This window comes from Streptomyces sp. NPDC047841 (genome assembly GCF_040704085.1).
GTDB classification, from domain to species: Bacteria; Actinomycetota; Actinomycetes; order Streptomycetales; family Streptomycetaceae; genus Streptomyces; species Streptomyces argyrophylli.
Genome location: NZ_JBEYRP010000056.1, coordinates 1 through 22639, shown reverse-complemented (window position 1 = coordinate 22639; position 22639 = coordinate 1). Strand labels below are relative to the sequence as shown.

Here is a 22639-nt window from a genome sequence, read left to right as displayed (position 1 = left end):
GTTGCCGATCGAGGAAACCACCGCCTCGGCGTATTCGGGCAACCCGACGCACTCGTCGGCGCCGGGCAGATCGACAGCGACTGCGTCGTGTCCGCTGGCCTGCAACTCGGGCACCACACGATGCCAGTACCAGGCCGCGCCGCCAGCCCCAGGAATCAAGACGAACTTGCTCATCTTTCGCACTCCTCGCTTCGTCCTCAGAGCATGGAGACCGTCGGGATCGCCGAAAGTCATCGGTGACGACGTGCTGGCTTCGATCACTTCTTGCGGTTCTGGCTCGCTTTCCGTGATGCGCGCACGCTGAGTGAAGGCTGTCGCTCCGATCAGGCTCCGGAAGGTTGCCTGAAAATGACCTGGGCCGATCTTGGTGTGGTCGACACTGCGGCGTCGTGGAAGAGACGTCGCCCCGTCTGGAGGGCCTGCTGTTACCGTCCAGCGCGGACGTGTCGGTGCTGTCGCTGGGCGTAAGCCACGAGGCGATACGCATCGACGTCTGCAGTACGGCGGCCGGAGCGGCATGCCCGGACTGCGGGAGCGAGATCGCGCACGGTCTGATCACCGCGTACCGCAGGGTCATCAACCCGGACAAACTCCTGTGCGTCTGAGCTGTCACACCCGGGGGCTGCCTCGTCTCCCTGACGAGAAGGTACGACGGGCGACGGAGGAAGGCGCGAGCAGGTGAGATCGACTGTGCGGAGACATACATCCACCTGCTGCGTCTTCCCGACGACGAGCCGCTATGAGCCTTGCGCGTGAAGGGATGCGTGCTCGAGTCGCCCCCCGAGGAAGGAGGAGCGGTCCGGTCCGCCTCCGCAACGCCGCCGTGATCCAGGTCCTGGGCTTTCGCACGCTGTTTCGCAGGCTCCGGACTTGGCAGGCCCGGTATCACGCCAGGGTGCCGGCACCGGCGCAGCCCACCCGCACCGGCGCCCCCGGATCAAAGCAGCATCGAAGAGGTTGGCCCGTACGGCCTTTGGTTCTACCGTGACCGGGCATGAGCGGGCAGGAGGGATCGGCCGTTTTGCGATTCAGATGGCTGCGAACCGGTCCAGCAGTGCGGCTGCCGCTGTCACGTCGTCCGTGAGTGGCCGGTCGGTTGTGTCCGGGTTGAGGACCGTCTCGGCGAGCGCGAACGCCTGCCCCGCCGGCAGCCCGGGGTCGGGTCTCAGGTCGCGCTGGCGCAGCGCGCGGACGGCGGCGACGAGTTCGCAGGCGATCACCAGACGGTAGGCGTCGCACGAGCGCATAGCCTGTCGCGCGGCCAGCGAGGCGAAGCTCGCCTGTTCCTCGACGCCCCGGGAGAGTACGGCGTGGCCGAGTGATGCGGGCGCGGAGAACGCCCGCAGATCGCCCAGAGCCGCCCCGGCCGCGTACTCGAGGATCATCACGCCGGAAGAGGCCGGCTCGTGATCGGCGAGGAAGGGGCGCAGTCGGGTGTAGGTGGGCTCGTTGAGCGTGGACAGGCGGGAGGTGGACAGGCGGGCCACCTGGGTGAGTGCGAGCCTGAAGTGGTCCAGTGCGAGGGCGAGTTGGGTTTGGTAGAAGCCGCCGTGGTGGTAGGCGGTGAAGTCCTCGGGAGCGATGAGGGGGTTCTCGGCGGCTGCGTTGATCTCCACCGTCAGGACCTGCTCCAGGGCGTCGGCCGCGTCGTGCGCGGGGCCGTGGATCTGGGGCAGGCATCGGAAGCCGTAGGGGTCCTGGATGCGGCCAAGCGGCGGGGCCGGCCGGTCGGCGGCGCCGATGAGCGCTCGCATCCGCCGGGCCACCTCGGCGCTGCCGCGATGCGGCCGGGCAGCGTGCACGGGCGCGGAGTAGGCCTCGTGGGAGCCGTCGACGGCGAGCAGGGAGAGCGCCGCGACGACCTGTGTGGCGCCGACGAGTCCGCGCAGTTCGTGCAGAGCGAGCGCGGACTGGCCGAGGGACAGAGCGTTGCTGCTGATCAGGGCGAGGGCATCGTTGTTGTCCAGGGGCTGGGGTTCGGGGGCGCCTGCACCGCGCCAGGGATGTTCTCCAGCGAGCGCGAGCCCGACCTGGGCCAGGGCGGCTATGTCGCCGGTGCCGACGGAGCCGAATTCGTTGACGACCGGGTGGGCGCCGGTCTCCAGGGCCTTGCACAGCGCCGTGATCACGCTGGGTCGCAGGCCGGCGCCGCCGGCCAGCAGCTGGTTGGCACGGACAGCGAGCATCGCGCGCACCTGGCGGGCGGGCAGCTGTCCGCCGATGGCGCCGGCATGGCTGCGCAGCAGGCGCAGGCCATGGCCGGCGGCGGCCGCGGCGGGCACGTCCTCATTCCGGTTGGCGCCCACTCCGGTGGAGCGGCCGTAGACCCGCCCGGCGGCCGCGATCTGGCGGGCTGCCTTCCAGGCGTGTTCCGCGCGCCGCATCGCGTCAGCCTCGGGGACGGGGCGCGCGGCACCGTCGGCGAGGCGTACGACGTCCTCGACGCCGAGCCCGTTGCCGTCCAGGACGACGGTCGCGGCCCGCGCGGACGGCACCCACTCCGACGCGTCCACGATGCGAGACGACATCACACTCAAACTCCCCTCAAACCAGGCATCTTGTCTTGCTGTCCGGCCATCTGGTGCAGCGGATTGGCGTCGACCCGTTGACAAGCTATTCAGACACAGAGAACTCTGCATGACGTTATACAGCCGGGCAAGGGACATCTCATGATCCAGTTCGATGCGGTCCACAAGCGTTTCCCAAACGGCACCACAGCGGTCCACGACCTCAGCCTCGAGATGCCGGAAGGCGGCATCACCGTCCTGGTCGGCTCCTCCGGTTGCGGCAAGACGACCACTCTCCGGATGATCAACCGGATGGTCGAACCGACCTCGGGCACCATCCGCGTCGGCGGCCGGGACATCACCCGGCGAGACGCGGCCGAACTACGCCGCTCCATCGGCTATGTCATCCAACAGGCCGGCCTCTTCCCGCACCGCACGGTGCTCGACAACATCGCCACCGTCCCATTGCTCCTCGGCTGGAACCGCAGAAAGGCCCGGGCCCGAGCCGCAGAACTCCTGGAGACCGTCGGCCTGGCCGCCGAAGCCGGCAAGCGCTACCCCCACCAGCTCTCCGGTGGTCAGCAACAGCGCGTCGGCGTCGCCCGCGCCCTCGCCGCCGACCCGCCGGTGCTGCTCATGGACGAGCCGTTCGGCGCGGTCGACCCGGTCGTGCGCACCCAGCTCCAGGACGAACTGCTGCGCCTCCAAAAGGAGTTGAGCAAGACCATCGTGTTCGTCACGCACGACATCGACGAAGCCGTACGACTCGGCGACCGGATCGCGGTGTTCCGCACCGGCGGCCACCTCGTCCAGTGCGCGCCACCCGCCGAACTCCTGGCCCGCCCGGCCGACGAGTTCGTGGCCGACTTCCTCGGCGCCGAACGCGGACTGAAGCTGCTGTCATTGAAGACCCTCGCCGAGGTCCCCCAAGGCCCGGCTCCGCAAGGCGACACCTGGACCCTCGTCCTCGACACGCAGAACAAGCCCCTGCACTGGGCCGCACAGGACGCCGAGATCCCGGTGCGGCCGCTGAAAGACAGCGACTCCCTCCTCGCAGCCCTCAACGAGTCGGTCGCTTCTCCCACCGGCCTGATCGTCCGCGTCGACGCCGACGGCGTCCTCACCGGCGTCTCCACCCGCGACGACATCCACGAACACGCCGGCCGGGCCCACACCGAAGTGAGGGTGGCTGCCTGATGCCGAAGTCGAGCCACACGCCGGAGTTGGGGCCCTGCCAGGTGAGGCTAGCCGTCCCGCAGCATGACGCGGCCGCCACACAAGATGGCTCTCGGCCCGTCACGTGGCCTCGGGCGTCTGCGCGTCCTCGCCCCACCAAGCGATGGTCCGCGGAGCCCGGCCGGCGGCCTGCAAGAAGGAACGGGCCCCAACGCTACGGACGGCAATCGGCATGAAACCCATCACTGCCCCGCTGGCGCGACCCCGTCGTCGCCACCGAGCGGGCCGCGCGAAGGAAGGCAGGGCCGCATGACGATCGACTGGTCGTGGATATCCACCCACACCGACGACCTCACCACCCTCACCCTCTCCCACTTGCAGGCCGCGCTGACGGCCGTTGCCCTCGGCCTGCTGGTTTCGCTTCCGCTGGCCGTGATCGCCCACCGGACATCCTGGTTGCGCGGCTTCCTGCTCGGCGCTTCCAACGTGCTGTTCACCATCCCGTCGATCGCGATCTTCGTTCTGCTCCTGCCGGTCAGCGGTCTGACGCGCACCACCACCGTGATCGGTCTGACGATCTACACCCTGGTCGTCCTACTGCGGAACACGGTGGAGGGTCTGGACTCGGTCCCGTCGAAGGTGAAGGAGGCGGCGAAGGCGATGGGCACGCGCCCCCTGCGTACCCTCCTCACCGTCGAGTTTCCGCTCGCGCTGCCTGTGATCATGGCCGGGGTCCGCATCGCCACCGTCATGTCGATCTCCCTGGTGTCCGTCGCGACCTACATCGGCGACGGCGGCCTCGGCCAGCTCTTCACCGACGGCTTCCAGCGCAATTTCCCGACCCCGGTGATCACCGGAGTGGTCCTCACCCTGTTCCTCGCCGTCGTCGCGGACGCCCTGCTGGTCGCCATCCAGTACGTCCTCACCCCGTGGACCAGGAGGCGGGCCTGATGTACGAACTGTTCAAGAACCTCGGGACGTGGCTGGCCAGCGGCTCCCAGTGGACCGGCCCCGACGGCATCGCCCACCGCCTCACCGAACACCTCCAGTACTCCCTGCTGGCCACGCTGATCGCTGCCGCCATCGGCCTCCCGATCGGCCTGCTGATCGGACACACCGGAAAGGGCGCGTTCCTCGCGATCAACCTCGCCTCCTTCGGCCGTGCCCTGCCGACTGTCGGCCTGGTCGTCCTGGTCTTCCTCGCCGGCGGCCTGTCGATGCTGCCGGTCTACGTCGCCCTGGTGGCCCTAGCGGTCCCGGCGATCGTCACCAACACCTACGCCGGGATGAACGCCGTCGACCCGGACGTGCGCGATGCCGCGCGCGGACAGGGCATGCGCGGCCACCAGGTCCTCTTCCAGGTCGAACTGCCGCTCGCGCTTCCGCTGATCATGACGGGCCTGCGGCTGGCCCTGATTCAGGTCGTGGCCACGGCGACCATCGCCGCATATGTCTCCTTCGGCGGGCTGGGCCGCTACGTCTTCGACGGCCTCGCCCAGCGTGACCTGGTCCAAGTGCTCGGCGGCGCGGTGCTGGTCGCCGTGGTCGCCGTGGGGTTGGACGTGGTCCTCGCCGCCCTCCAGCGCTTCCTCTTCCGTCACCGCACCGCGTAGGGAACGACCAATGAACCGACGTACTCTCCTCGGCGCCCTCTTCACGGTCGCCTCCGTCCCCGCGCTCTCCGCCTGCGGGAGCGGCATCACCTCACTCAACGGCCAGGGCTCCGCCGCCGGAGGTGGCGGCTCCAGCAGGGGCGGAGTCACCATCGGCACGGCCAACTTCACGGAGAACCAGGTGCTCGGCTACCTCTACGCGGCCGCTCTGCGAGGCGCCGGTGTGAAGGTGAGCGTCCGCCCCAACCTCGGCACCCGCGAGATCGTCATACCCGCGCTCAGGGGCGGCGACATCGACCTGCTGCCCGAGTACCAGGGCGCCCTCCTGAACTACCTCGACCCAAAGTCCACCGCCACCGAGTCGGGCGCCATGCAAAACGCCCTCACCCAGGCCCTCCCCTCCGGGCTCCAGGTGCTGCCTTACGGCATGGCGGAGGACTCCGACGCCTTCGCCGTCACCCGGGAGACGGCCAGGAAGTACGGGCTCACCTCCCTCGCCGATCTGCGCAAGCAGAACGGCAAACTCGTCATCGGCGCCGCGCCCGAGGTGAAGAAGCGCCAGGTCGGCGCGGTCGGCCTGAAGGAGGTGTACGGCGTGGAATTCAAAGAGTTCAAGTCGCTCGACTCCGACGGTCCGCTGGTCAAGGGCGCCCTGAAGAAGGGGGACGTGGACGTGGCGAACCTGTTCACCACCGACACCGACATCAAGGCCAACGACTGGGTGGTCCTCACCGACCCCCAGCAACTGATCCCCAGCCAGCACATCGTCCCGCTCATCGCCGACCGCAAGGCCGACGACACCGTCCGCAAGGCCCTCGCCCGACTCGGCAACCTCCTGACCACGGCCCAGCTCACCGAGCTGAACCGGCGAGTGGACAAGGACAAGAAGGACCCCGAGGATGTGGCGGACGCCTACGCCAGGCAGCATGGGCTGCTGAAATAGACGATCACCGGAGAGGCCGGGTGCCGTTCTCGGCTGGAGGCACGTCACGGTCACGATGTACGGCTCGGCCGACGAGGAGTGCGCCGCGGTCGGCGTCAGCAAAATGCTCCGCCCGACGCAACCGGCCAGATGCCTGAATGGAGAGAGTCTCTGGCCGAAGCGCAGGACGGCGGATACCGGATGCACCGTGGTTTCCCGCAGGAAGCAACGGCCCCCATCCGGGCCGGCGAAGGTGCCGGGCTGGGGACGTCTTGCCGATCAGGTGTCGATTCAGAAGGCCCTGGTCAAAGTGCGGCCGAGGAGAGGCAGCAGGCGGTCCCAGACGCTGACCGAACGAGCGCCTGGACCAACTACCGCCCGAACACGCGCCCCAAGAATACCGCCGGGAAGGATGGAACGGCTGCCTCATAGGGCGGCTGACCACTCCAGAGTCGGTGCTCGGGAAAGGCCCAGGGCACCGCCCCGACGCTAGCTGACATTGATGTTGAAGGTGGAGATGCTGCCGTCCGCCTTCGTCAGGGTGACCGGTCCGAACGTGATGATCACGTAGGAGGAGTCACCCCCTGGACCTCTGTAATACCCGGTCGCCCCGGTGACCCGGAACGCCAGGGCTGCGAGCGTCGAAGCAGTCTGTTCGTCGGCGTCGATCTTTGGCTGGGCCAGCTCGGTATGTCCGTTGGCTTCCGCCCAATCGCAGAAGCTGCGGGAGTCGCGGCTCATGTCGGGGAGGAGGCTCTGGTTGGCCCAGGCCCACATCCATGAGCCCGCCCTCGGGGCGAAGCTGCCCAGGATCTGCGCGGGCGCAGTCGCGGTCTTGTCAGGGAAGGTCCAGGTGATGGTGCCGGTCGTCTGGTCCAGATCCCAGCGGTCCGCCGAGCCCAGGCCCCAGGACGTGTGGGCCCTACCCACCTGCTCGATCATGTCTTCACCCTGCAGCAGGAGCGCTCTCAGGTCGGCTTGCTCCCCAGCCTGACCTGCACTATCCGCCTTGATCGCCCGCTTGAACATTCCCACGCTGCGGAGTCTGCCAGATACCTCCGACCGGCCGACGATGCCCCCGCACGACTGTCGCCTCAGCAGCGACAGGGAGACCGACTGAGAATCCGGCGCAGCACCGCCTCACCCGCTCATGCATCAGCCCAGGTCACAGTCTCGGAAGCAGGCAAGATCAAATGAGACGGGACATCTGGAGCGGCAGCGGCCGGAGCAGTACACCGCGTCGCGGCGGCGGTCGCCACCGGCGAACGTGATCCGGCCGCACGCCGGGCAGGTCAACAGTCTGATCGTGCGCCTGTCGCCGGTCCACTCCGCTCCCGGGCGATAACCCAGGGCTTCGAAGGCCCTGCCGGTCGCGGTCAGGCCACCACCTCCGATGAGACCGAAGACTTTTTTAGCTCCGTACGCGGCCATGAACAGGCCGAAGGTCAGCCGGAGGAGCAGCGGGCCGCAGTCGGCCGCGGTCGCCACCGGCCCGGTGGCGACCGCGGTGGGCGCCGTGGCGGTGGGGTGCGCCGCCGATTGGAACGGTTCGGGATGCGTTTGATCAAATGGCAATGATCCGACTGGAGCGCTGAAACGGGCGTTACCCCCAGCTCCTGCGGCCGCCGAGCAACCGATGACGACGTTCCCGGCGGAACACCGACAGGCCCACCGTCTACACGCTCGTGCCACACGGGTCGACAGCCCCCCACGCACGTCGATGGTGAATGCCGCGTGACCAACGGCCCGGGACGCGCTCCTGATCGTCATCTTCGCCACCGGGTCCGGACACCTGTGCTCCGCCGAGCCGGTGTGCGGTGGTCGTGGGCGTCGATGACCATCGGCGCACTCCTCTAGGAAACGCGTGATGACACTTCGTAGCAAGAGACCCCTGGCGGCCGGCTCACGCCGTACCGCGGTGGCGGCGGCGCTGGCGCTGACGCTCGCCGGCGCCGTGGGCGGGGCGGGAACCGCCTTCGGTTCCGCCGACGACACGGCCGCGCCCCGGCAGACGGCGCAGCCTGACTGGCTGCCGGACACACCGCAGAACTGGCCCGTGGTGGTGGACCACACCCGTACACCGGACGAGACCGTCACCCGTGGTCTGCGGCACTACAGCGAGACCTACGACACCGTCGGCGGTCGCCAGCACATGCAGGTGCTCACGGCCGACCTGACCGATCCGAACCTCCGGGTCGGGATGGTGGAGGCCGGCGACACCCTCACCGACCCGGCGGACGAGACGCCGTCCTCGATGGCCCGTCGCACCGGCGCGGTGGCCGGCGTCAACGGCGACTACTTCGAGATCCACGCCAGTGGACGCCCGCTCGGCGGCATCGTCTCCGACGGGCGCGTGCTGAAGAGCCCCAAGCCGGGTTTCGCCTCCCAGTTGGCCGTCAAGCCCGACGGCACGATGGTGATGGGCCCGGAGACGTTCTCCGGATCGATCACCGCCGGCTCCGCGACCCGCTCGCTCGCCTCGGTGAACACGGTGAACGACGTGTCGACCGGCGGCATCACTGAGGTCACCCCCGATCTCGGCGAGACCCCGGACCTGGCGAAGCCGTCCACGCTGGTGCTCGGCCGGGCCACGGACGGCGGCTTCGTCGTCGACAGTGTGCAGACCGGGGTGACCACCGTGCCGCGGTTGACCTCCGGCCGGCTCGGCCTGCTCGGCGCCGGCGACGGCGGGCAGTGGCTCGCCGACAGCCTGCACACCGGTGACAAGGCGGGCATCGCCACCCACCTCTCTCCCGACAACGATGTCACCGAGCTGATCAGCGGTGTCGATACTCTGGTCAAGGACGGCAAGGTCTACCGGGACCCGACCGGCACCCCGCCGAGCGGCGCCAACCCGGAGACGGCCGTCGGCATCACCAAGGACGGCAAGCACGCGGTCGTCGTCGCCGTCGACGGCCATGGCGGCGCTGCCACGGCCTTCGGCGTGACGCGGGACGAGGTCGCCGGTTACATGGTCGCCCACGGCGCCTGGACCGCCATGCTGTTCGACGGCGGTGGATCCACCACCATGGTCAGCCGTGCCCCCGGGGCCGACCGGGCCGAGGTCGTCAACACGCCGTCCGACCTGCCCGGAAACACCGAACGCCCGGTCGCCAACGGCATCTTCTTCTACTCCACCGCCAAGCAGCCCGGGCCGGCCGACAAGGTCGTCGTCAACGGCGGGAAGACGCTCACCACCGTAGCCGGCGGGTCCGTCCCGCTGCCGGTGTACGCCGTCGACCGGTTCGCCAATCCGGCGGCCGGGCACGTGCGGGTCCGCGTCGAGCCCTCCGACCTCGCCACGTACGACAACGGCGTGCTGACCCCGCGCCGCACCGGCACGGGCCGGATCATCGCCTCCGACGGCACGGCCTCCGCCTCCGAGAAGCTGGAGGTCGTCGGCAAGCTGAAGTCCCTCACGGTCTCGCCCGACAAGGCCGACCTCGACAACGGCGCCACCCGGCAGCTCACCCCGTCGGCCACCGACAAGGGCGGCGACCAGGTGCAGATCCCCGCCGAGGCGGCGACCTGGAAGGTGAACCCGGCGGGCCTCGGCAGCGTCGACGCCCACGGCCTGTTCACCGCCGACACCGACGAGGGCTGGCTCGCCGAGGTGACCGCGACGGTCGCGGGCGCCACCGGCACCGCGTCGATCGCCGTCGGCAGCGTCCACAAGGTCATCGACCCGATGACCAGCCCGGACGTCTGGCGGCTCAGCAACAACTCCACCGGCAAGCCCGCCACCCTGACCGCCGACCCGGGCGTCGTCCCGCCGGGATCCGACGAGTCGGGATCGCTGAGGCTTGACTACTCGATGCCGACCGGGTCCGGCGTGAAGCAGTTGGTGCTCTCCCCGAAGACCACCCTGAAGACCGACACGAACAACGGCCAGGTCCCCACCGGCATCGGTATGTGGATCAAGGGTGACGGCAACGGCATCGAGCTGGCCGAGAAGTACATCGGCGTCAACGGTTCCTCGACCACGTTCTACCCGACGTACGTCACCTGGAGGGACTGGCACCTGGCGGTGGCCCAGCTGCCCGCCGGCATGCAGTTCCCGCTGACCATCAGCTTCATCGACTTCCTGGCCATCAGCCCGAGCACCGCCTACAGCGGCTCGCTCAACGTCGCGGGTCTGCAGGCCCTGTACTCTCCGCGGCCCGTCACAGCGCCCGACTACCACGCCGTCCCGGAGAACCCCGAGTGGCTGTCCTTCGAGGAGGACTCCGCGGACTTCGCGAAGCGCGGCACCACCCTCCTCACCGGTGACGACGCCCATCTGCTCGCCTCCGACCTCGGGTCGGTGAGCAGCAACGTGATGGACTCCGTCGCCGAGCGACTGCCCAAGCTCACCCCGCAGGCCCGGCCGGACGCCGCCCAGTTCCTGGGCGACATGACGGACGACGGCAAGCTCGCGGATCTGCGGTTCGCCAAGTCGAAGATGGACGCGCTCGGCATTCCCGCGCGTGACATCGTCGGCAACCACGAGATCACCCAGGGCGCCGACACCGAGAACGGCAACTACAGTGACACCTTCGGCGACACCCACTACGCCTACACCCAGGAAGCGGCGCGGCTGATCGTCACCGACAACTCACACGGAAGCCTGCAGTCCTCGGACCCGTTCCAGGACCCGGAGGGCGCCCAGTACCCCTGGCTGGTCCGGCAGTTGACGGACACCACCGCCAAGGACGTACTGGTCGTCACGCACATGCCCGCCTACGACCCGCACCCGGCCGCGAACAGCCAGTTCACGGACCGCTGGGAGGCCCGCATGTATCTGCGGCTGGTGCAGCGCTACCAGCAGACGCACCCGAAGCAGCACGTGATCATGATGTACGGTCACGCCCGCGGCTTCGCCGAGCAGATCCTCGACCCCGAGGGCCGGAGCGGGACCACCGAGGAGGGCGGCATCCCGCAGTTCACCTTCCCCGACCTCGGCATGCCGGCCTACGCCCCGGCCGACCAGGGCGGCATCTACCACTTCGGTCTCATCCGGATCGGTGACGACGGTGACCTTCAGTACACCGTGGAGCCCGCGCTCGCGTCGATCACGGTCCACGGTCCGAAGGACCCTGTTGCCAAGGGCGACCACATCATCCTGACCGCCACGGGCGAGCAGATCGGCGGCGACAACATCGCACCGCTCACGATCCCGATCGCGGACCCGGCCTCCCACGTCTGGACGTCGAGCGACCCCAAGGTCGCCTCGGTGGATCCCGCCACCGGCGCCCTGACTGCCCACCGCCCCGGCCCCGTCACCGTCTCGGTGACCGCCGGCGGTGTCACGGCCGGCACCTCGGTCGTCGTCCGGTGATCTAACCCACCGCAGGGGTGCCCGGGCTCTCCCGGGCACCCTGGCCGGTCGACGCTGACCTTGCCGGGGACTGCCCGCACCGAGCACGCACGCCAGAACCGACCACCCCGACCCAGGCCACGGGCAGCAAGCGGACCGCCTGAAGCAGCCTCCTGCACTGTCCTGGCAGCCCTCACACCGGCCGCGGGCCGACCGGGCGTGACCCGCCGCACCACGCTGACGGAGCCGGGCCCCTCCGCCTCGACCACCACGCCCCCGCCGGCTTCGAGCACAGCGCGCAGCAGAGCCCGTCTCGCCGCTGCGCCGCGTACACGGCGCGTCCTTGCCTTCCGTGCCCACCCTGGCAGCTGACCGGAGGGCTTGTTACTCACTCGATCGTACGTGTGGGACAACCGCTCCGACACCGCGACCCTGCGCAACGACCGCGACCGGTTCGTCGACGAGGTGTCCTGGGGCTACGACCGCGACCACCGCGGTGAGGACCGGCACCACTGCGGCGAGGACCGGCACCACCGCGGTGACGACCGGCGTCACGGAGGTGAGCACCGCGACGGACACCGCGACTGACCTCGCGCGGCGGTAGATGACTCCGGTCTATGAGCCGGACGTGTCCAGGGTGGGTCGCCTCGTGCGGGGGCGGTCCACCCTCCGTACGTGCGTGGCGGGGTCGGCTGAGTGTGGGAGCCTACGGCTTGGCTGACGAGGGCATCGGGGACCCGGCCGGGGCAGCGGAGTCCGGCGCCCCGGCGTAGTCGGGCAGCTCGATGCCGTTGATCGCGCGCCCGACCAGCTCGGTGAACCATTCGCTGGCGAAATCGGGGCGCGGCTCGGCGTCTGGTCCGGGGGCGTCGCGGCTGAGGGCATTCAATCGGCCGATCTCCTGGTTGGCCTCGACGAACGAGCGCATCCGCGCCTCGTAGCGGGCGAACCCGGTGCCGGGGTCCCACTCGGCGGCGGCCAGCTCTCCGGCCAGCAGGTAGGCGCCGACCAGTGCCAGCCCGGTGCCCTGCCCGGACATCGGTGACGAGCTGAACGCCGCGTCCCCGAGCAGCCCCACCCGTCCGCTCGACCAGCGGTCCATCACCACCTGGGCGACCTGGTCGAGGTAGAAGTCCGGGGTGTCGTCCAGGTGCGCGAGGATCTCCGGGGCCAGCCAGCCCAGGCCCGCCATCCGCTCACGCAGCAGGCGCTTTTGGGCCGCGACGTCACGGTAGTCGACGTCGACGTCAGCCGAGGCGAAGTAGAACATGGCCATCGCTCGGCTGGCGTCCTGGATGGGCCGCAGGAGGGCTGAGCGCCCGGACTCCTGGTCCTGGTACTCGAGCAGCCAGCGGTCCAGCCCGAACTCGTTGGGCACACTGTAGAAGGCCAGCGCGTGCCCCAAGTGGCGGAGGAACCGCTCATGCGGCCCGAAGACCATCGCCCGCAGCTCCGAGTGCAGCCCGTCGGCCCCGACCACCAGGTCGAAGCGCCGCCGGTCGCCGCCCGCGAAGACTACGTCGACCCCGTCCGCGTCCTGGGCGAGCTCGGCGATTCGGTCGCCGAAGATGTACTCGACGCCGTCGCGGGTGTCGTCGTAGAGCACCTGGGACAGATCCCCGCGCAGGATTTCGATGTCCGCGATGAACCCGTCGCCACCATCGTCGTCCGCGCGGAAGGTCTCCAGCACCTGCCCGTCCGCGTTCACGGTGTGCGCGCCGGCGGTGTCGGTACACGCCGCGCGGACCGCCGCGTCCAGCCCCATCCGCCCGATGACCTTCTTGGCGACCCCGCGTGCGTCCACCGCCTGCCCGCCGGGACGCAGTTCGGGAGCCCGCTCCACCACGGTCACCTCGGCTCCCCGCCGGCGCAGCCAGTGGGCCAGGGCGGGTCCCGCGATGCTCGCCCCCGCCACCAACACCCTGGGACCGCTCACCCGCGTCCCCTGCTCGCCCGTACGGATCGTGCGCTCCTGCTCGGAGCCGTTGGCACTCATCCCTGCCTCCGTGTGCTTCCTTCCTTGCTGGAACGTTCCCAGCACAGGCCCCCCTGTCAGTGGATCCAGGGTGTGGACGGCGGATCCGCACAGAACTCATCGGTACGCGACCTGCCGCAGCCGAAAAAGCCGCCGCGAAGAAACAGCCGCCCAAGAAGACCCCGGCGAAGAAGGCGGCCGCGAAAAAGACCAGCAGGCCGCCGGCCCCGCAACGCCTAGGTTCGGGACCGTGCACCGACCGGTGCGGTCCGCGGACAGTCCGGGCGGGCATGGTTGTTGGGAGCGTGGTGGTGATGGGGACTGTGTCCCAGGCCTCACCTATTGCTTGCGGGGACGATCGTTTGGCTGAAGCCCGCAGAGCCTTTCACCGCGTAGGGGGACCTGGACCTGGACGAGATCGAGTTCGCGCCGATGGAGGCAGCGGGCGAGCGGGTGCCGCTGCTCACGCTTCCCGAGGCGCACGACCTGCTGAACTGGCTGCGGCTCGTCACCGCCGAGGGCGAGGACCACGCGCCGGAGGCCGGGCGCTGGGCCAAGGAGATCGCTGCCCGTGTCCCTTCACAGGAGTGAGCCGCCGCTGCTCGGTTGCCGCGGTCGGCTAAGCCGGCGATACCGAGAGCGGTGCCGGAGCGGCAGTGGCTGCACGCGCTGGTGCCGTCGGCCAGCAGCCGGCGAGCCTCGTCCGGGCCGACGGGACGGTGCCGTTTGCCCGCCATGTAGCAGGTGCCCCGGTGGACCTGCACGGGCGGCTTGCCGACTCCGATACCGAGTTCGACGATCCAGTCCGGCGGCGCCGGCTTCGCCCGCCGACCGTGCTCCTGTTCGGCTTCCGCTGCACCAGCTGCGCGATCTTGCCGTCGATGCGTGCCAGCCACATCGCGTGCCACACCCGCAAAGTGCGCAGCCGCTCCAGGTCAGGCGGCAGGTCATCGAACATCGGTTGCACGCGATCGTCCCGGGCATCGGCTTCGGCGTGGGCTGGCCGCCAGGGCGGGTGTCCTGCGGCGTCGCTCGCGCCGCGGCCCGCTGGCTATTCGCGTCTGGCGGCAGCCTGCCCGGTCGAGAACGGTCGCCCGCTCAGCGGGCCGCCGGGTGATGTTGTCGCCCGCCTGGCGTGAGGGCGCGTGAGGGAGAGGTCAGGGTAGGCGTTCTGCTGCCCGGGCCGTCCTAGTCTCGCGCAGTCATGCCGGTGGCCGCGACGAGGGCGCGGGCGACGCGCTCGGGCAGCTGGTGGCCGGTGAGGTGGTCCAGGCGCTCGGTGGCCGAGGTGCCGGGCAATCCGTCGCAGCAAGCGCGTTCTCGTTCCGCCCGCAGCAGTTGCCCTGATTGACGCTAACGGCGTAGGTGATCGGCATCAGCTTGCCCTGGGGGATGCGGCCCTCCCTGGAGCGCCTGCCAGGCAGCGCCGATTGCCAAGGTGTACATGTCTCGGCCGTAGTTCGCCTCGACGTAGAACACGACCTGGTGGTGTTCCTCGAAAGCGCCGGCGACGCCGGACCCCCACGACGCCTGGACCGTCCACGAACGGCGGTGGGAGGAGGAGCGTCAGCCGCTTACCTACGAGTCCATCTGGCGCGAGGGGGCCTGGCTTCCCAGCGGCCTTCTTCGCCGGCTCGGACTCCTGCACACCGTTGCCGTCCGGCAGGTCGTCACCGGTCACGAGGCCCGGCTGGGGCAGTGGTGGATCCTGGAGCTGGACCACGACTGCGACACCGGGCTGCGCAGGGCCGAGCTGGTGCGGGCTCTTACCGACCCGGAGCACGGTCTGCCGCTGGAGGTGCACGGGCACCGCAACCTGACCCCCGGTGGGAGCCTCGGCCTGGTCCTGCTGAAGGCCCCGGACCGCACCGACACCCTCCAACTGCGTTATGACCGGGTCGACTACGCCGTCATGCAAGACCGCGCCGAGACGTTCGCGGTAATCCGGCGGCGCGTCAGCGCCGTGACCGGCGAGGCGTCGCTGCCTGCGATGCCCGGCTGCTCGGCCACTGGCTGATCTACGCCCCAGGGCGCCCGGGCATCCGTCAAGGCTCCTTCACCCGATGGAATTGCTGGAACACGTGGATGTCCCATGCCGCATGCGCTTGCCGTACCGTTCTCGGACCGCGCCTGCCCAGGGAGGACGGCGGGCCGTACCGGGGAGAGGACGGCATCGAATGATCGGGGATGACCAAGAGGCCTGGAGCGCGCGAGCGGTGTGCCGGAGGGCCGATCCGGACGAGCTGTTCGTGGAAGGCGCGGCCCAGAACAGTGCCAAGGCGCTCTGCACCGGCTGCCCGGTGCGCACCGAGTGTCTTGCCCACGCTCTCGATCACCGTATCGAGCACGGAATCTGGGGCGGGATGACCGAGCGAGAACGCAGGGCACTCCTGCGGCGGCGCCCCCTGGTCGCGTCCTGGCGACGCCTGCTGGAAACCGCCCGCTCGGAGCACGAACGAGCGGTTGCAGCGGATGAAGGACATGCCTGGGACGCAACCGGATGACGATCCCGCGCCACCCTCTCCGGGCGGACGGCCCGTGGGGTGACGGCTGTCAGTCCGGCACGCGGCCTCGGTGACCGGAGAACCCGTCAGAACTTGGCGTACCGGATACACATGTCGGGCAGAGCGAAGTCCGCGGCGCGCTGACAGAAGTCGCAGATGCCTTCGAGCGCATACGCGTCCAGCAGGCACAGCAGGACCTGTCCGTCACCCGGGATCTGCGGCCCGGCCCGCCGCCGCGTGCCCGGCCCGCTTCGCCCTTTCGGCAGCCGGCACCGTGCCCTCGCAGCGGCAGGGGACAGGACTACCGACCCGGTGCTCTGCCCGGCTGGTGCTCCGGGGACGTCTGCTCATGCTCAGGCGCGGCGGGCCGGGGCGGGCGCTGCGGAGGCGGGGGCGAGGAACGGGATGCCTGCTCCTTGAGAAGCCAGTCGGCCATGGAACGGACCCGCTGGGCGAGCTCGGCACCCCCAGGGGGAGAAGTCTGCGGTGCGGCAGGAGCGCGCAGGAAGCCGGCCTCGTCGTAGCGGGCTGTGTATGCCGCGCTGGGATACCCTCCCGCCCGCACCTGCCGCCGTACTCCCCGCGCCTCCGCGCCGCCCGCGTCGCACCTCTGCCGTGCTGCGGCCGTGCGGCGCCGTGCACGAAGGCGGACTCCCGCCGTCTCGCCGCCGTGGCCCCGCCCGCGCGTCCAGCGACGCATCCAACCGCCCCCAGCCGGCGTGGACCGCGGTGAACCCCATCCGCCCTACCCAGGCGCGTGGGGTTCGGTGCTGGCGGCGGTCCCCTTCCTGCCCCCATCCGGGCCGGCGGGGGACCACCGCCACCCTAGGAGACTCCGGGCGGGTCAGTCCTTCAGCGAGCGCCCGCAGGCCGCGGCGCGGGCCATGACCGAGAAGGCACTCTCCCCGCCCCGCAGGCGGTGCTTGACGCGCATCCCGTCCAGGACGATGCCCATTGCGGACAAGGCGATGCCCGCCGTGCGGCAGTCCCGGGCTATGGCGGCACCGTCCACGCCCAGGGCAGCGATCCACGCCTTCATCTCCTCGGGCCACAGCCCCACCCGAACCCAGGCCTGCGCCAGGGTCCGCAACTCGGGGGTGCGCAGGTGCGGGGCCTGGTGGCTGAGCAGGGTGAAGGCGTGGGACTCCAGCGAACGCCGGTCGTCGCGGCGGCGGCCTGACCGGTCCGTGCGCCGCCGGGTTGCGGCGGCGCGGGCGGTGCGCCGGCGGACGGCGGCGAGGTCGGCCGCCAGGTCGAGACCCTCGCGGGCGGCGATGGCTTCCGCGGTGTCGGCCGGCGCACCGGATCTGGCGGGGGCGAGGCAGTCGTAGATCGCCTGCAGCTCAGGGTCGTTACGGCACCCTGGACACCACCGCGATCGCCGCGGTAACCGGGCTGGACCACCTCGCCCGGGCAGCAGCGGCAGGGACCACAGTGTCGGCCGCTGACCTGGCCGCGGACCTGGCAGACTTCGCCACCCGCACTCAGCCGGTCATCGAAACCTGGATCCTGCTCGACGCCGACCTTCCGGCTGGCACCGACATCACACTAGGAACCTACCGGCTGACCGTGCCTGCTCGCGCCGCCTTGCAGTCCCTGGTGGCCTTGCCGCGCATAGCCCGCCATCTACCAGCTCCCGCCATCGACCCGGCACTGCTGGCCGGTTCGGCGTTCTTGCGCACACCCGCTCCCCAAGGCCGCAAGTACGGCCGCGGCACGCTGTACTTCGCCGATCTCGACCGCCGGCCCGAGCGCCCGCACGCCGACATCCTGCTGACCTTGCAGATGTGGGACCTGTCCGCCAGCCTCCACCCCGAGGCCTACTACCACGTGGAAGCTGGCCGACACGTACGCGGCACCTGGGGCGGGCCCACGATCGAACCGGCCTTTGACCACCTCGGGAACGAGGTCGGCGAACACCACCGCCGCCACGGCCCTTACGTCACCCCTGGCCAGCTATCCGCATTCACTCACTTCTGCACCAGCGTCCACGCCATGATCACCACTGTGCGTTCACGCACCACCAGCGCCAGTAAGCACAGCCCGACTGCCGTTGCCCTGGACAGCGCCAGCCGTCGGCTGCTGCGCGCCTCGCAACGCACGTTCGGCGGCGACTTCGTCGACGAAGCCGACGCCGAGGACGTCCTGCTGGACTACGTCGTCGCCATTGAATCCCTGCTCGCCTTCGACGGACGCAGCGACAAACGCCGCACCACCCGGCAGCGCGCGGCCGCTCTGCACACCAGCGACCAGACCCGCTTGAACGTCTCAACCACCGTCGGTCGCGCCTACAGCCAGCGTTCCCGCTACGCACACGGTGAGCCCCAACGCCCCTTGTCCGACGCAGACATTACGGCTGTACGCAACGTCGCCTTCTCCGTCTTCCTGCGGTGGCTGATCACCACCATGAACTGTGGCGAGAAGGTCCTGCAGCAGCTGGATGCCTCCTTGCTGTCCGGTCAGGTCCGCACCGACATCACCACTGCCGTCGACCAGTACCTGGCCGCACACCCTGCCGCACCAGCGTCCTGACCGTGGAGACGGACCTGGCGCGCACACGCGGACCTGCCGGGCAGAATGCTTTCGGCAGGGCCCGTCTGTCAGCCTTGGCAGAATCCATGACTCCTCATGAGCTGACCACGCTTAAGGGCGCAGCAGCCGCGTTCGCCTGGCCATGTCACCGCCGCGGTACCGACTTGAGCTAACCATCCCGGAACGGACGCCCAGCGCATGACCTGACCCAGCAGCTGCGGCGTCAACGGGCTGATAACCGAGTAGGCGCCCCGGTTGCGCCATCGGGCGCAGCCGCAGAGGACGGACGTCTACAAGGGCAGGGTGCCACCGCCGAGGGACGGCGTCGCGAGGACCGCCGTGAGCTGGGCGGGCCCGATTTCGGCACCGAACAGTCGGCGGGCGGCACGGAAGAGTTGCGGCAAGACGTCGGGCACCCTGCACGGCGCTGCGGCCGAGGCTGGCCGAGCGGTCCGCCTGTGCACCGAGGTCCTCGCCGCGGCCCGCGAGGCGGGTCGTAGTACGGCAGCGGGGCCGACGGCGTTCGGACGCTGAACCCTTGGACGGGATGGTCGTTCAGCGCCGCGTGGGGAACCCGCGAAACCCCGTATGTCACCCTCGTACGGCCCGGGATGGTCGTGGTAGTGGGGGTCGACGTTGGCCAGAGACAGCGCTGGCCGCTGGCGGCACTCCGCCCGGTGGTACGGGCCCGCCCCGACCTCTCCGCCACCGACGTCCCGCCATTCGGACCCGGCTCGGGAGGCTGACCGTCGTGTCAGGGTGCGGCGCCACGGGGAAGCGCCGCACCCTGCCGTCCAGGGTAACGACGGTGATGCCCGGGCGCGTTGCGTTGCGCCGCACCCGGCTCACCGCTTTACAGGAAGCCACCTTTGATGGATGGCGCCGATGCTGGCGTGAGTGATCAGTGCGACAACGGCGCGAGGCCGCGCGGCGGTATCACCTTCCAGTGAAGGTGCCGCGCGGGCCCCCTATGGGCGGTCCTGCCTGTTGGTCAACTCGTCTGGTGCGTCCGGTGACGGGCGTACTGTCCTCTCGCTCGCCACAGGGGTGGGCTTGCGCCCTCCGTCCTGGGTGTCGGCGTTCTTGCCGTCCCCGACGCCCAAGAGGAAAGCCAGGATGAGGACGGCAGCCAACGCCGCCGCGATACCACCGGCCAGGTCACCGCCGGACGGCTGACGATCGACGCCGGCACTGATGAGCGGCTTGCGGTACACGAGGTAGCCGATGAGGCAGCCGATCGCCACAACGAAGCCGTTCACGGGGTCGATGTGCAGATTCACTGAGGCCCTTTGCGATCCAGGGGGCCAGTTTCGAAGGCCCCTGCGCTTGAGGCCCTTCGAACGTGTGCCTGTCACCAGGCTGTTATCTGCTTGGTGTGCGGAAGGTCACACCCGAAGGGCTTTTTTTTTGAGCCCTCGGTCCGGTGCAGACCTTGTCGACCAGGATAGGGCATCCAACTGGGCTGTCCGCACGCCACATTGGAGCATGGGCGACGACTGATCCGTTGGGGGTGAAGGTCGGCGTCGACGTCGCCCGTGACGGCCCTCATCGGTGCTTCGGTGAGCCGTGTCAGCCGCCGATCACCGCGGCCGCCGCGAGTTCGGTCCCAGCAGGCGGCCCTGGCACGGGTGCGCCGGGAAGCACCGGTCCACCGGTGCCGGACACGGCTGATGACCGTGCTGCGGCGCGAGGGCGCCAACGCGGTCCGCAGACGGCTGCATCGCTGCCACCGAGGCCCGAGTCTGGACGGGGCGTCGACGGCGAAGGCCTGCACGCCGTAGTCCAGGAGACGCTCGCTGCACACAGAGTGCTGCCTTCACAGGTGCGCGAGGGCTTGAGTGCGGACCCCATCCGTCGCTGAGCTCCATGGTCAGGGCGTTCCACGGTCCGTAACTCCCCTGCTGCCGCAGCTCTCGGCGAGGCCTTAGCGCTGCACTGCTCCGGCGCCTTCCAGAGCTGCCGGGAAGGTTCGCCGATCGCCAAGGCGGGGGAAGGGCGAGAGCGAGTTCTCAGCGCGTTCGGACGGAGGCTCCGTAGGTGTCGGTCTGGCGGAGTACGGCCACGTCCTGTGGCGGTGCCGGCCATACCTGGATGAGGTACCACTCGGTGACCTCGTCCGGGACGAGGTCGGTGGCGGTGTCCCGGCCTCGGGCATGGATGCGCAGCCGGTAGTCGCCAGGGCCGGCGAAGGAGAGCACCGGCAGCTCCTCGTCCAGGTCGTCCATCAGCCCTCGCACCATCAGCTCTCCCGACACCGAGTGCAGGGACACCTCGACGATCTCCTCCCACACTTCGTCCCCGGGCTGCGGGGCCTGGGTGTGGCAGGTGACGGTGACGTCGACGTCTCCGGTGTGGATGCCGGTGTGGATGGTGGCGATGCCGTCTTGTACCTCGATCAGGCCGTTGTGCTCGCGAGGCAGATCGGGGCCGGCGGGGCCGTTCTCGTCGCTGATCTGGAACTGGTGGTACTGCACGGGCACAAGCTGGCGCCCTTGCTCGGCCTGTTCGGTCATGGAGTGTTCCTGGGTGATCGGTCACGTGGTCAGGGCTTGATCCAGACGAGGAACCTATCCTTCTCCAGGACACGGTTGTGGAGGTAGAAGCGGCCAAGGGCCTTGCCGCCCTTTTCGTTCTGCTTGGCGTTGATCATGCGCCAGCTGAACCGGCCGCCTCGTTGATTCACAGCGCCGCGCCGGCCTCATGCGCGTCGTCCACGTACTTGCCTGGCCCTTGTTCAACTCGTCGGGCGGCGGCGCGCTGTCCGGCCTGAGTTCGGCCTATCCGCTGGCGGTCACGGCTGGAGTCTCCTCGGTCGCCTGTCTGGGGTGCCGGCTGTGCGCGCGCTCCCGCATCGGCCCCACCAAACCCAAGGCCACGGCATAGCTTTGAGTGATACTTGCTGCGTGTGCGGGGCGCGTGAGATGGGAGAAGGGGGGAACCGTCGATGGCGTGCGGCGCGCATATGCCCCTGATGCCTTGGAAGTAACTCTTATTTTGTGTGCTTGTAGGGCTGGAGTAAGGGCATCCGGTGGTCAGGAGGTTGATAACGATGGTTCCCCTGCTTCTGGTTCTTCTGCTGGCTCTGATCCTCTTCGGTGCGGGCTTCGCCCTGAAGGCACTGTGGTGGATCGCAGTGATCGTGCTCATCGTGTGGCTTCTCGGCTTCGTCGTGCGCTCCGCGGACAGTGGCGGCCGCAAGGGCCGCTGGTACCGCTGGTAGACGAAAGACATCCGGCGCGAGGAGCGCGCCACGCGCAAGCAATGAGTGGGCCCGGCCGACACGGCCGGGCCCACTGGCATGAAAGAGAAGCTTGCCTGCTGCGGTTGGGAGGGAACGGGCTTATCGGGCGCACCGCAGGGTACGTGAGTCATGCACCGGCCCCGCAGACTCAGCAGTGGAACCCTGCTCCTCCTGTCTGCGGGGCCGGTGCGTATCGCGCCTACATCTGCGGCGTGTTGTGAAAGTGGGGGGCACGGCGTGCACGAAATTGTCGGGTGGCTATGGATGTTGACCACGTCATGACTCAAGGACCAGCGCCTCGCTCACTGTCGGACGAAGCCCTCTCCGACCTGCTTGGCAGGCAACAGTTCGGCACGCTCGCCACCGTCAAGCGCAGTGGCCACCCCCACCTGACCACCATGCTGTACAGCTGGGACTCCGAGGGCCGCATTGTGCGGTTTTCGACGACGGCCGACCGCATCAAGGTCGGGCACCTGCGGCTGCCGACCGGCTGGCGGAGTCCGACGACCTGGACTGGAAGGAACAGCTTCCCCAGCCCCTGCGGGAGGGACGCTGGGACGAACTGACCAAGGACGTCGCCGCGATGGCCAACACCCGCGGCGGCCTGATCATCTTCGGCGTGCGGGATGCCACGTGCGAACTGGTCGGCATCGACCCCGACGAGGTGAACATCGAGCAGTACGCCCAGTGGGTCCGCAACCACGCCCGCAGGACCTGTTCTCAGGCGATGTCACAGCGGCTGCTCGCTCGTCTGCGAGCCTCGCGGCAGGGTACGTGATAGGTGCCGTCTGCGAGGCGGCGACCGGACCAGAGACCGGCTTTGTGTCGACAGCGGGATGTTTCGCCGCAGGTTATCTCACAAGTAAAAGCGTC

19 protein-coding genes and 3 pseudogenes are annotated in these 22639 nt (G+C 69.5%); 14 read left to right on the top strand and 8 right to left on the bottom strand.

Going from position 1 to position 22639, the window contains the following annotated elements; genetic code table 11:
* Positions 1-389: 389 nt before the first annotated feature.
* Complete coding sequence (locus AB0947_RS41275; RefSeq protein WP_366755512.1) at positions 390-605, top strand: hypothetical protein; 216 nt, start codon at positions 390-392, stop codon at positions 603-605.
* Positions 606-1028: 423 nt separating this feature from the next.
* Here AB0947_RS41275 and AB0947_RS41270 read toward each other — a convergent pair whose 3' ends face one another.
* A complete protein-coding gene (locus AB0947_RS41270) occupies positions 1029-2528 on the bottom strand; it encodes an aromatic amino acid ammonia-lyase (RefSeq protein WP_366755511.1) in 1500 nt (499 codons plus the stop codon).
* A gap of 141 nt (positions 2529-2669) precedes the next feature.
* Between AB0947_RS41270 and AB0947_RS41265 the strand changes: the two genes are divergently transcribed.
* The 4 genes from AB0947_RS41265 to AB0947_RS41250 all read left to right on the top strand — a co-directional run bounded on the left by AB0947_RS41265 (position 2670) and on the right by AB0947_RS41250 (position 6239).
* Positions 2670-3704 carry an ABC transporter ATP-binding protein gene (locus tag AB0947_RS41265; protein WP_366755510.1) on the top strand — a complete coding sequence of 345 codons (1035 nt, stop codon included), beginning with the start codon at positions 2670-2672 and terminating at the stop codon, positions 3702-3704.
* Positions 3705-3992: 288 nt separating this feature from the next.
* Positions 3993-4634 (top strand): ABC transporter permease, encoded by a 642-nt coding sequence (locus tag AB0947_RS41260; RefSeq protein WP_366755509.1) that lies wholly within the window; start codon positions 3993-3995, stop codon positions 4632-4634.
* On the top strand, positions 4634-5296 hold the full coding sequence (locus AB0947_RS41255; protein ID WP_366755508.1) for an ABC transporter permease: 663 nt from the start codon (positions 4634-4636) through the stop codon (positions 5294-5296). The genes AB0947_RS41260 and AB0947_RS41255 overlap by 1 nt, the downstream gene beginning before the upstream one ends.
* Positions 5297-5306: 10 nt before the next feature.
* Positions 5307-6239, top strand: a complete 933-nt coding sequence (locus AB0947_RS41250) for an ABC transporter substrate-binding protein (RefSeq protein ID WP_366755507.1) — start codon at positions 5307-5309, stop codon at positions 6237-6239.
* Between the two features lie 468 nt (positions 6240-6707).
* Here the strand turns inward: AB0947_RS41250 and AB0947_RS41245 are convergent, their stop codons facing one another.
* Entirely contained in the window at positions 6708-7247 is a 540-nt protein-coding gene (locus tag AB0947_RS41245; protein WP_366755515.1) for a DUF6882 domain-containing protein, read from the bottom strand.
* 838 nt (positions 7248-8085) lie between these two features.
* Here AB0947_RS41245 and AB0947_RS41240 point away from each other — a divergent pair.
* Together AB0947_RS41240 and AB0947_RS41235 are read left to right on the top strand one after the other, a co-directional pair.
* On the top strand, positions 8086-11535 hold the full coding sequence (locus tag AB0947_RS41240) for a phosphodiester glycosidase family protein (protein WP_366755506.1): 3450 nt from the start codon (positions 8086-8088) through the stop codon (positions 11533-11535).
* Between the two features lie 372 nt (positions 11536-11907).
* A pseudogene (locus AB0947_RS41235) lies at positions 11908-12102 on the top strand (lamin tail domain-containing protein); the annotation flags it as partial.
* A 118-nt stretch (positions 12103-12220) separates the two neighbouring features.
* Here AB0947_RS41235 and AB0947_RS41230 read toward each other — a convergent pair.
* Complete coding sequence (locus tag AB0947_RS41230; RefSeq protein ID WP_366755505.1) at positions 12221-13510, bottom strand: FAD-dependent monooxygenase; 1290 nt, start codon at positions 13508-13510, stop codon at positions 12221-12223.
* Positions 13511-13921: 411 nt separating this feature from the next.
* Here AB0947_RS41230 and AB0947_RS41225 point away from each other — a divergent pair, with 411 nt between their 5' ends.
* Positions 13922-14080, top strand: a complete 159-nt coding sequence (locus tag AB0947_RS41225) for a DUF6417 family protein (RefSeq protein ID WP_366755504.1) — start codon at positions 13922-13924, stop codon at positions 14078-14080.
* A gap of 101 nt (positions 14081-14181) precedes the next feature.
* On the opposite strand, the pseudogene AB0947_RS41220 reads toward AB0947_RS41225, so the two are convergent.
* A pseudogene (locus AB0947_RS41220) lies at positions 14182-14253 on the bottom strand (DUF6233 domain-containing protein); the annotation flags it as partial.
* Between the two features lie 992 nt (positions 14254-15245).
* Between AB0947_RS41220 and AB0947_RS41215 the strand changes: the two are divergent.
* Complete coding sequence (locus AB0947_RS41215) at positions 15246-15506, top strand: hypothetical protein (RefSeq protein ID WP_366755502.1); 261 nt, start codon at positions 15246-15248, stop codon at positions 15504-15506.
* 163 nt (positions 15507-15669) lie between these two features.
* On the top strand, positions 15670-15993 hold the full coding sequence (locus tag AB0947_RS41210) for a WhiB family transcriptional regulator (protein WP_366755514.1): 324 nt from the start codon (positions 15670-15672) through the stop codon (positions 15991-15993).
* An 844-nt stretch (positions 15994-16837) separates the two neighbouring features.
* Here the strand turns inward: AB0947_RS41210 and AB0947_RS41205 are convergent.
* The gene (locus tag AB0947_RS41205; protein ID WP_366755501.1) at positions 16838-17032 is read right to left on the bottom strand and encodes a hypothetical protein; all 195 of its coding nucleotides are present in this window, start codon (positions 17030-17032) and stop codon (positions 16838-16840) included.
* Between the two features lie 395 nt (positions 17033-17427).
* Between AB0947_RS41205 and AB0947_RS41200 the strand changes: the two genes are divergently transcribed.
* Positions 17428-18525: a hypothetical protein gene (locus tag AB0947_RS41200; protein ID WP_366755500.1), complete on the top strand. Its 1098-nt coding sequence runs from the start codon at positions 17428-17430 to the stop codon at positions 18523-18525.
* Positions 18526-19493: 968 nt separating this feature from the next.
* On the opposite strand, the gene AB0947_RS41195 is transcribed toward AB0947_RS41200, so the two are convergent.
* From AB0947_RS41195 to AB0947_RS41185, 3 genes are all read right to left on the bottom strand, one after another.
* Positions 19494-19805 carry a hypothetical protein gene (locus AB0947_RS41195; RefSeq protein ID WP_366755499.1) on the bottom strand — a complete coding sequence of 104 codons (312 nt, stop codon included), beginning with the start codon at positions 19803-19805 and terminating at the stop codon, positions 19494-19496.
* Positions 19806-20534: 729 nt separating this feature from the next.
* Positions 20535-21038: a hypothetical protein gene (locus AB0947_RS41190; protein WP_366755498.1), complete on the bottom strand. Its 504-nt coding sequence runs from the start codon at positions 21036-21038 to the stop codon at positions 20535-20537.
* Positions 21039-21067: 29 nt separating this feature from the next.
* Complete coding sequence (locus AB0947_RS41185) at positions 21068-21208, bottom strand: hypothetical protein (protein WP_366755497.1); 141 nt, start codon at positions 21206-21208, stop codon at positions 21068-21070.
* Positions 21209-21574: 366 nt separating this feature from the next.
* Here AB0947_RS41185 and AB0947_RS41180 point away from each other — a divergent pair, with 366 nt between their 5' ends.
* The 3 genes and pseudogenes from AB0947_RS41180 to AB0947_RS41170 all read left to right on the top strand — a co-directional run bounded on the left by AB0947_RS41180 (position 21575) and on the right by AB0947_RS41170 (position 22544).
* On the top strand, positions 21575-21745 hold the full coding sequence (locus AB0947_RS41180; RefSeq protein ID WP_037661814.1) for a hypothetical protein: 171 nt from the start codon (positions 21575-21577) through the stop codon (positions 21743-21745).
* Between the two features lie 299 nt (positions 21746-22044).
* Positions 22045-22245, top strand: a pseudogene (locus AB0947_RS41175) (pyridoxamine 5'-phosphate oxidase family protein); the annotation flags it as partial.
* Complete coding sequence (locus AB0947_RS41170; RefSeq protein ID WP_366755513.1) at positions 22176-22544, top strand: ATP-binding protein; 369 nt, start codon at positions 22176-22178, stop codon at positions 22542-22544. The pseudogene AB0947_RS41175 and the gene AB0947_RS41170, both read left to right, overlap by 70 nt.
* Positions 22545-22639 lie beyond the last annotated feature (95 nt).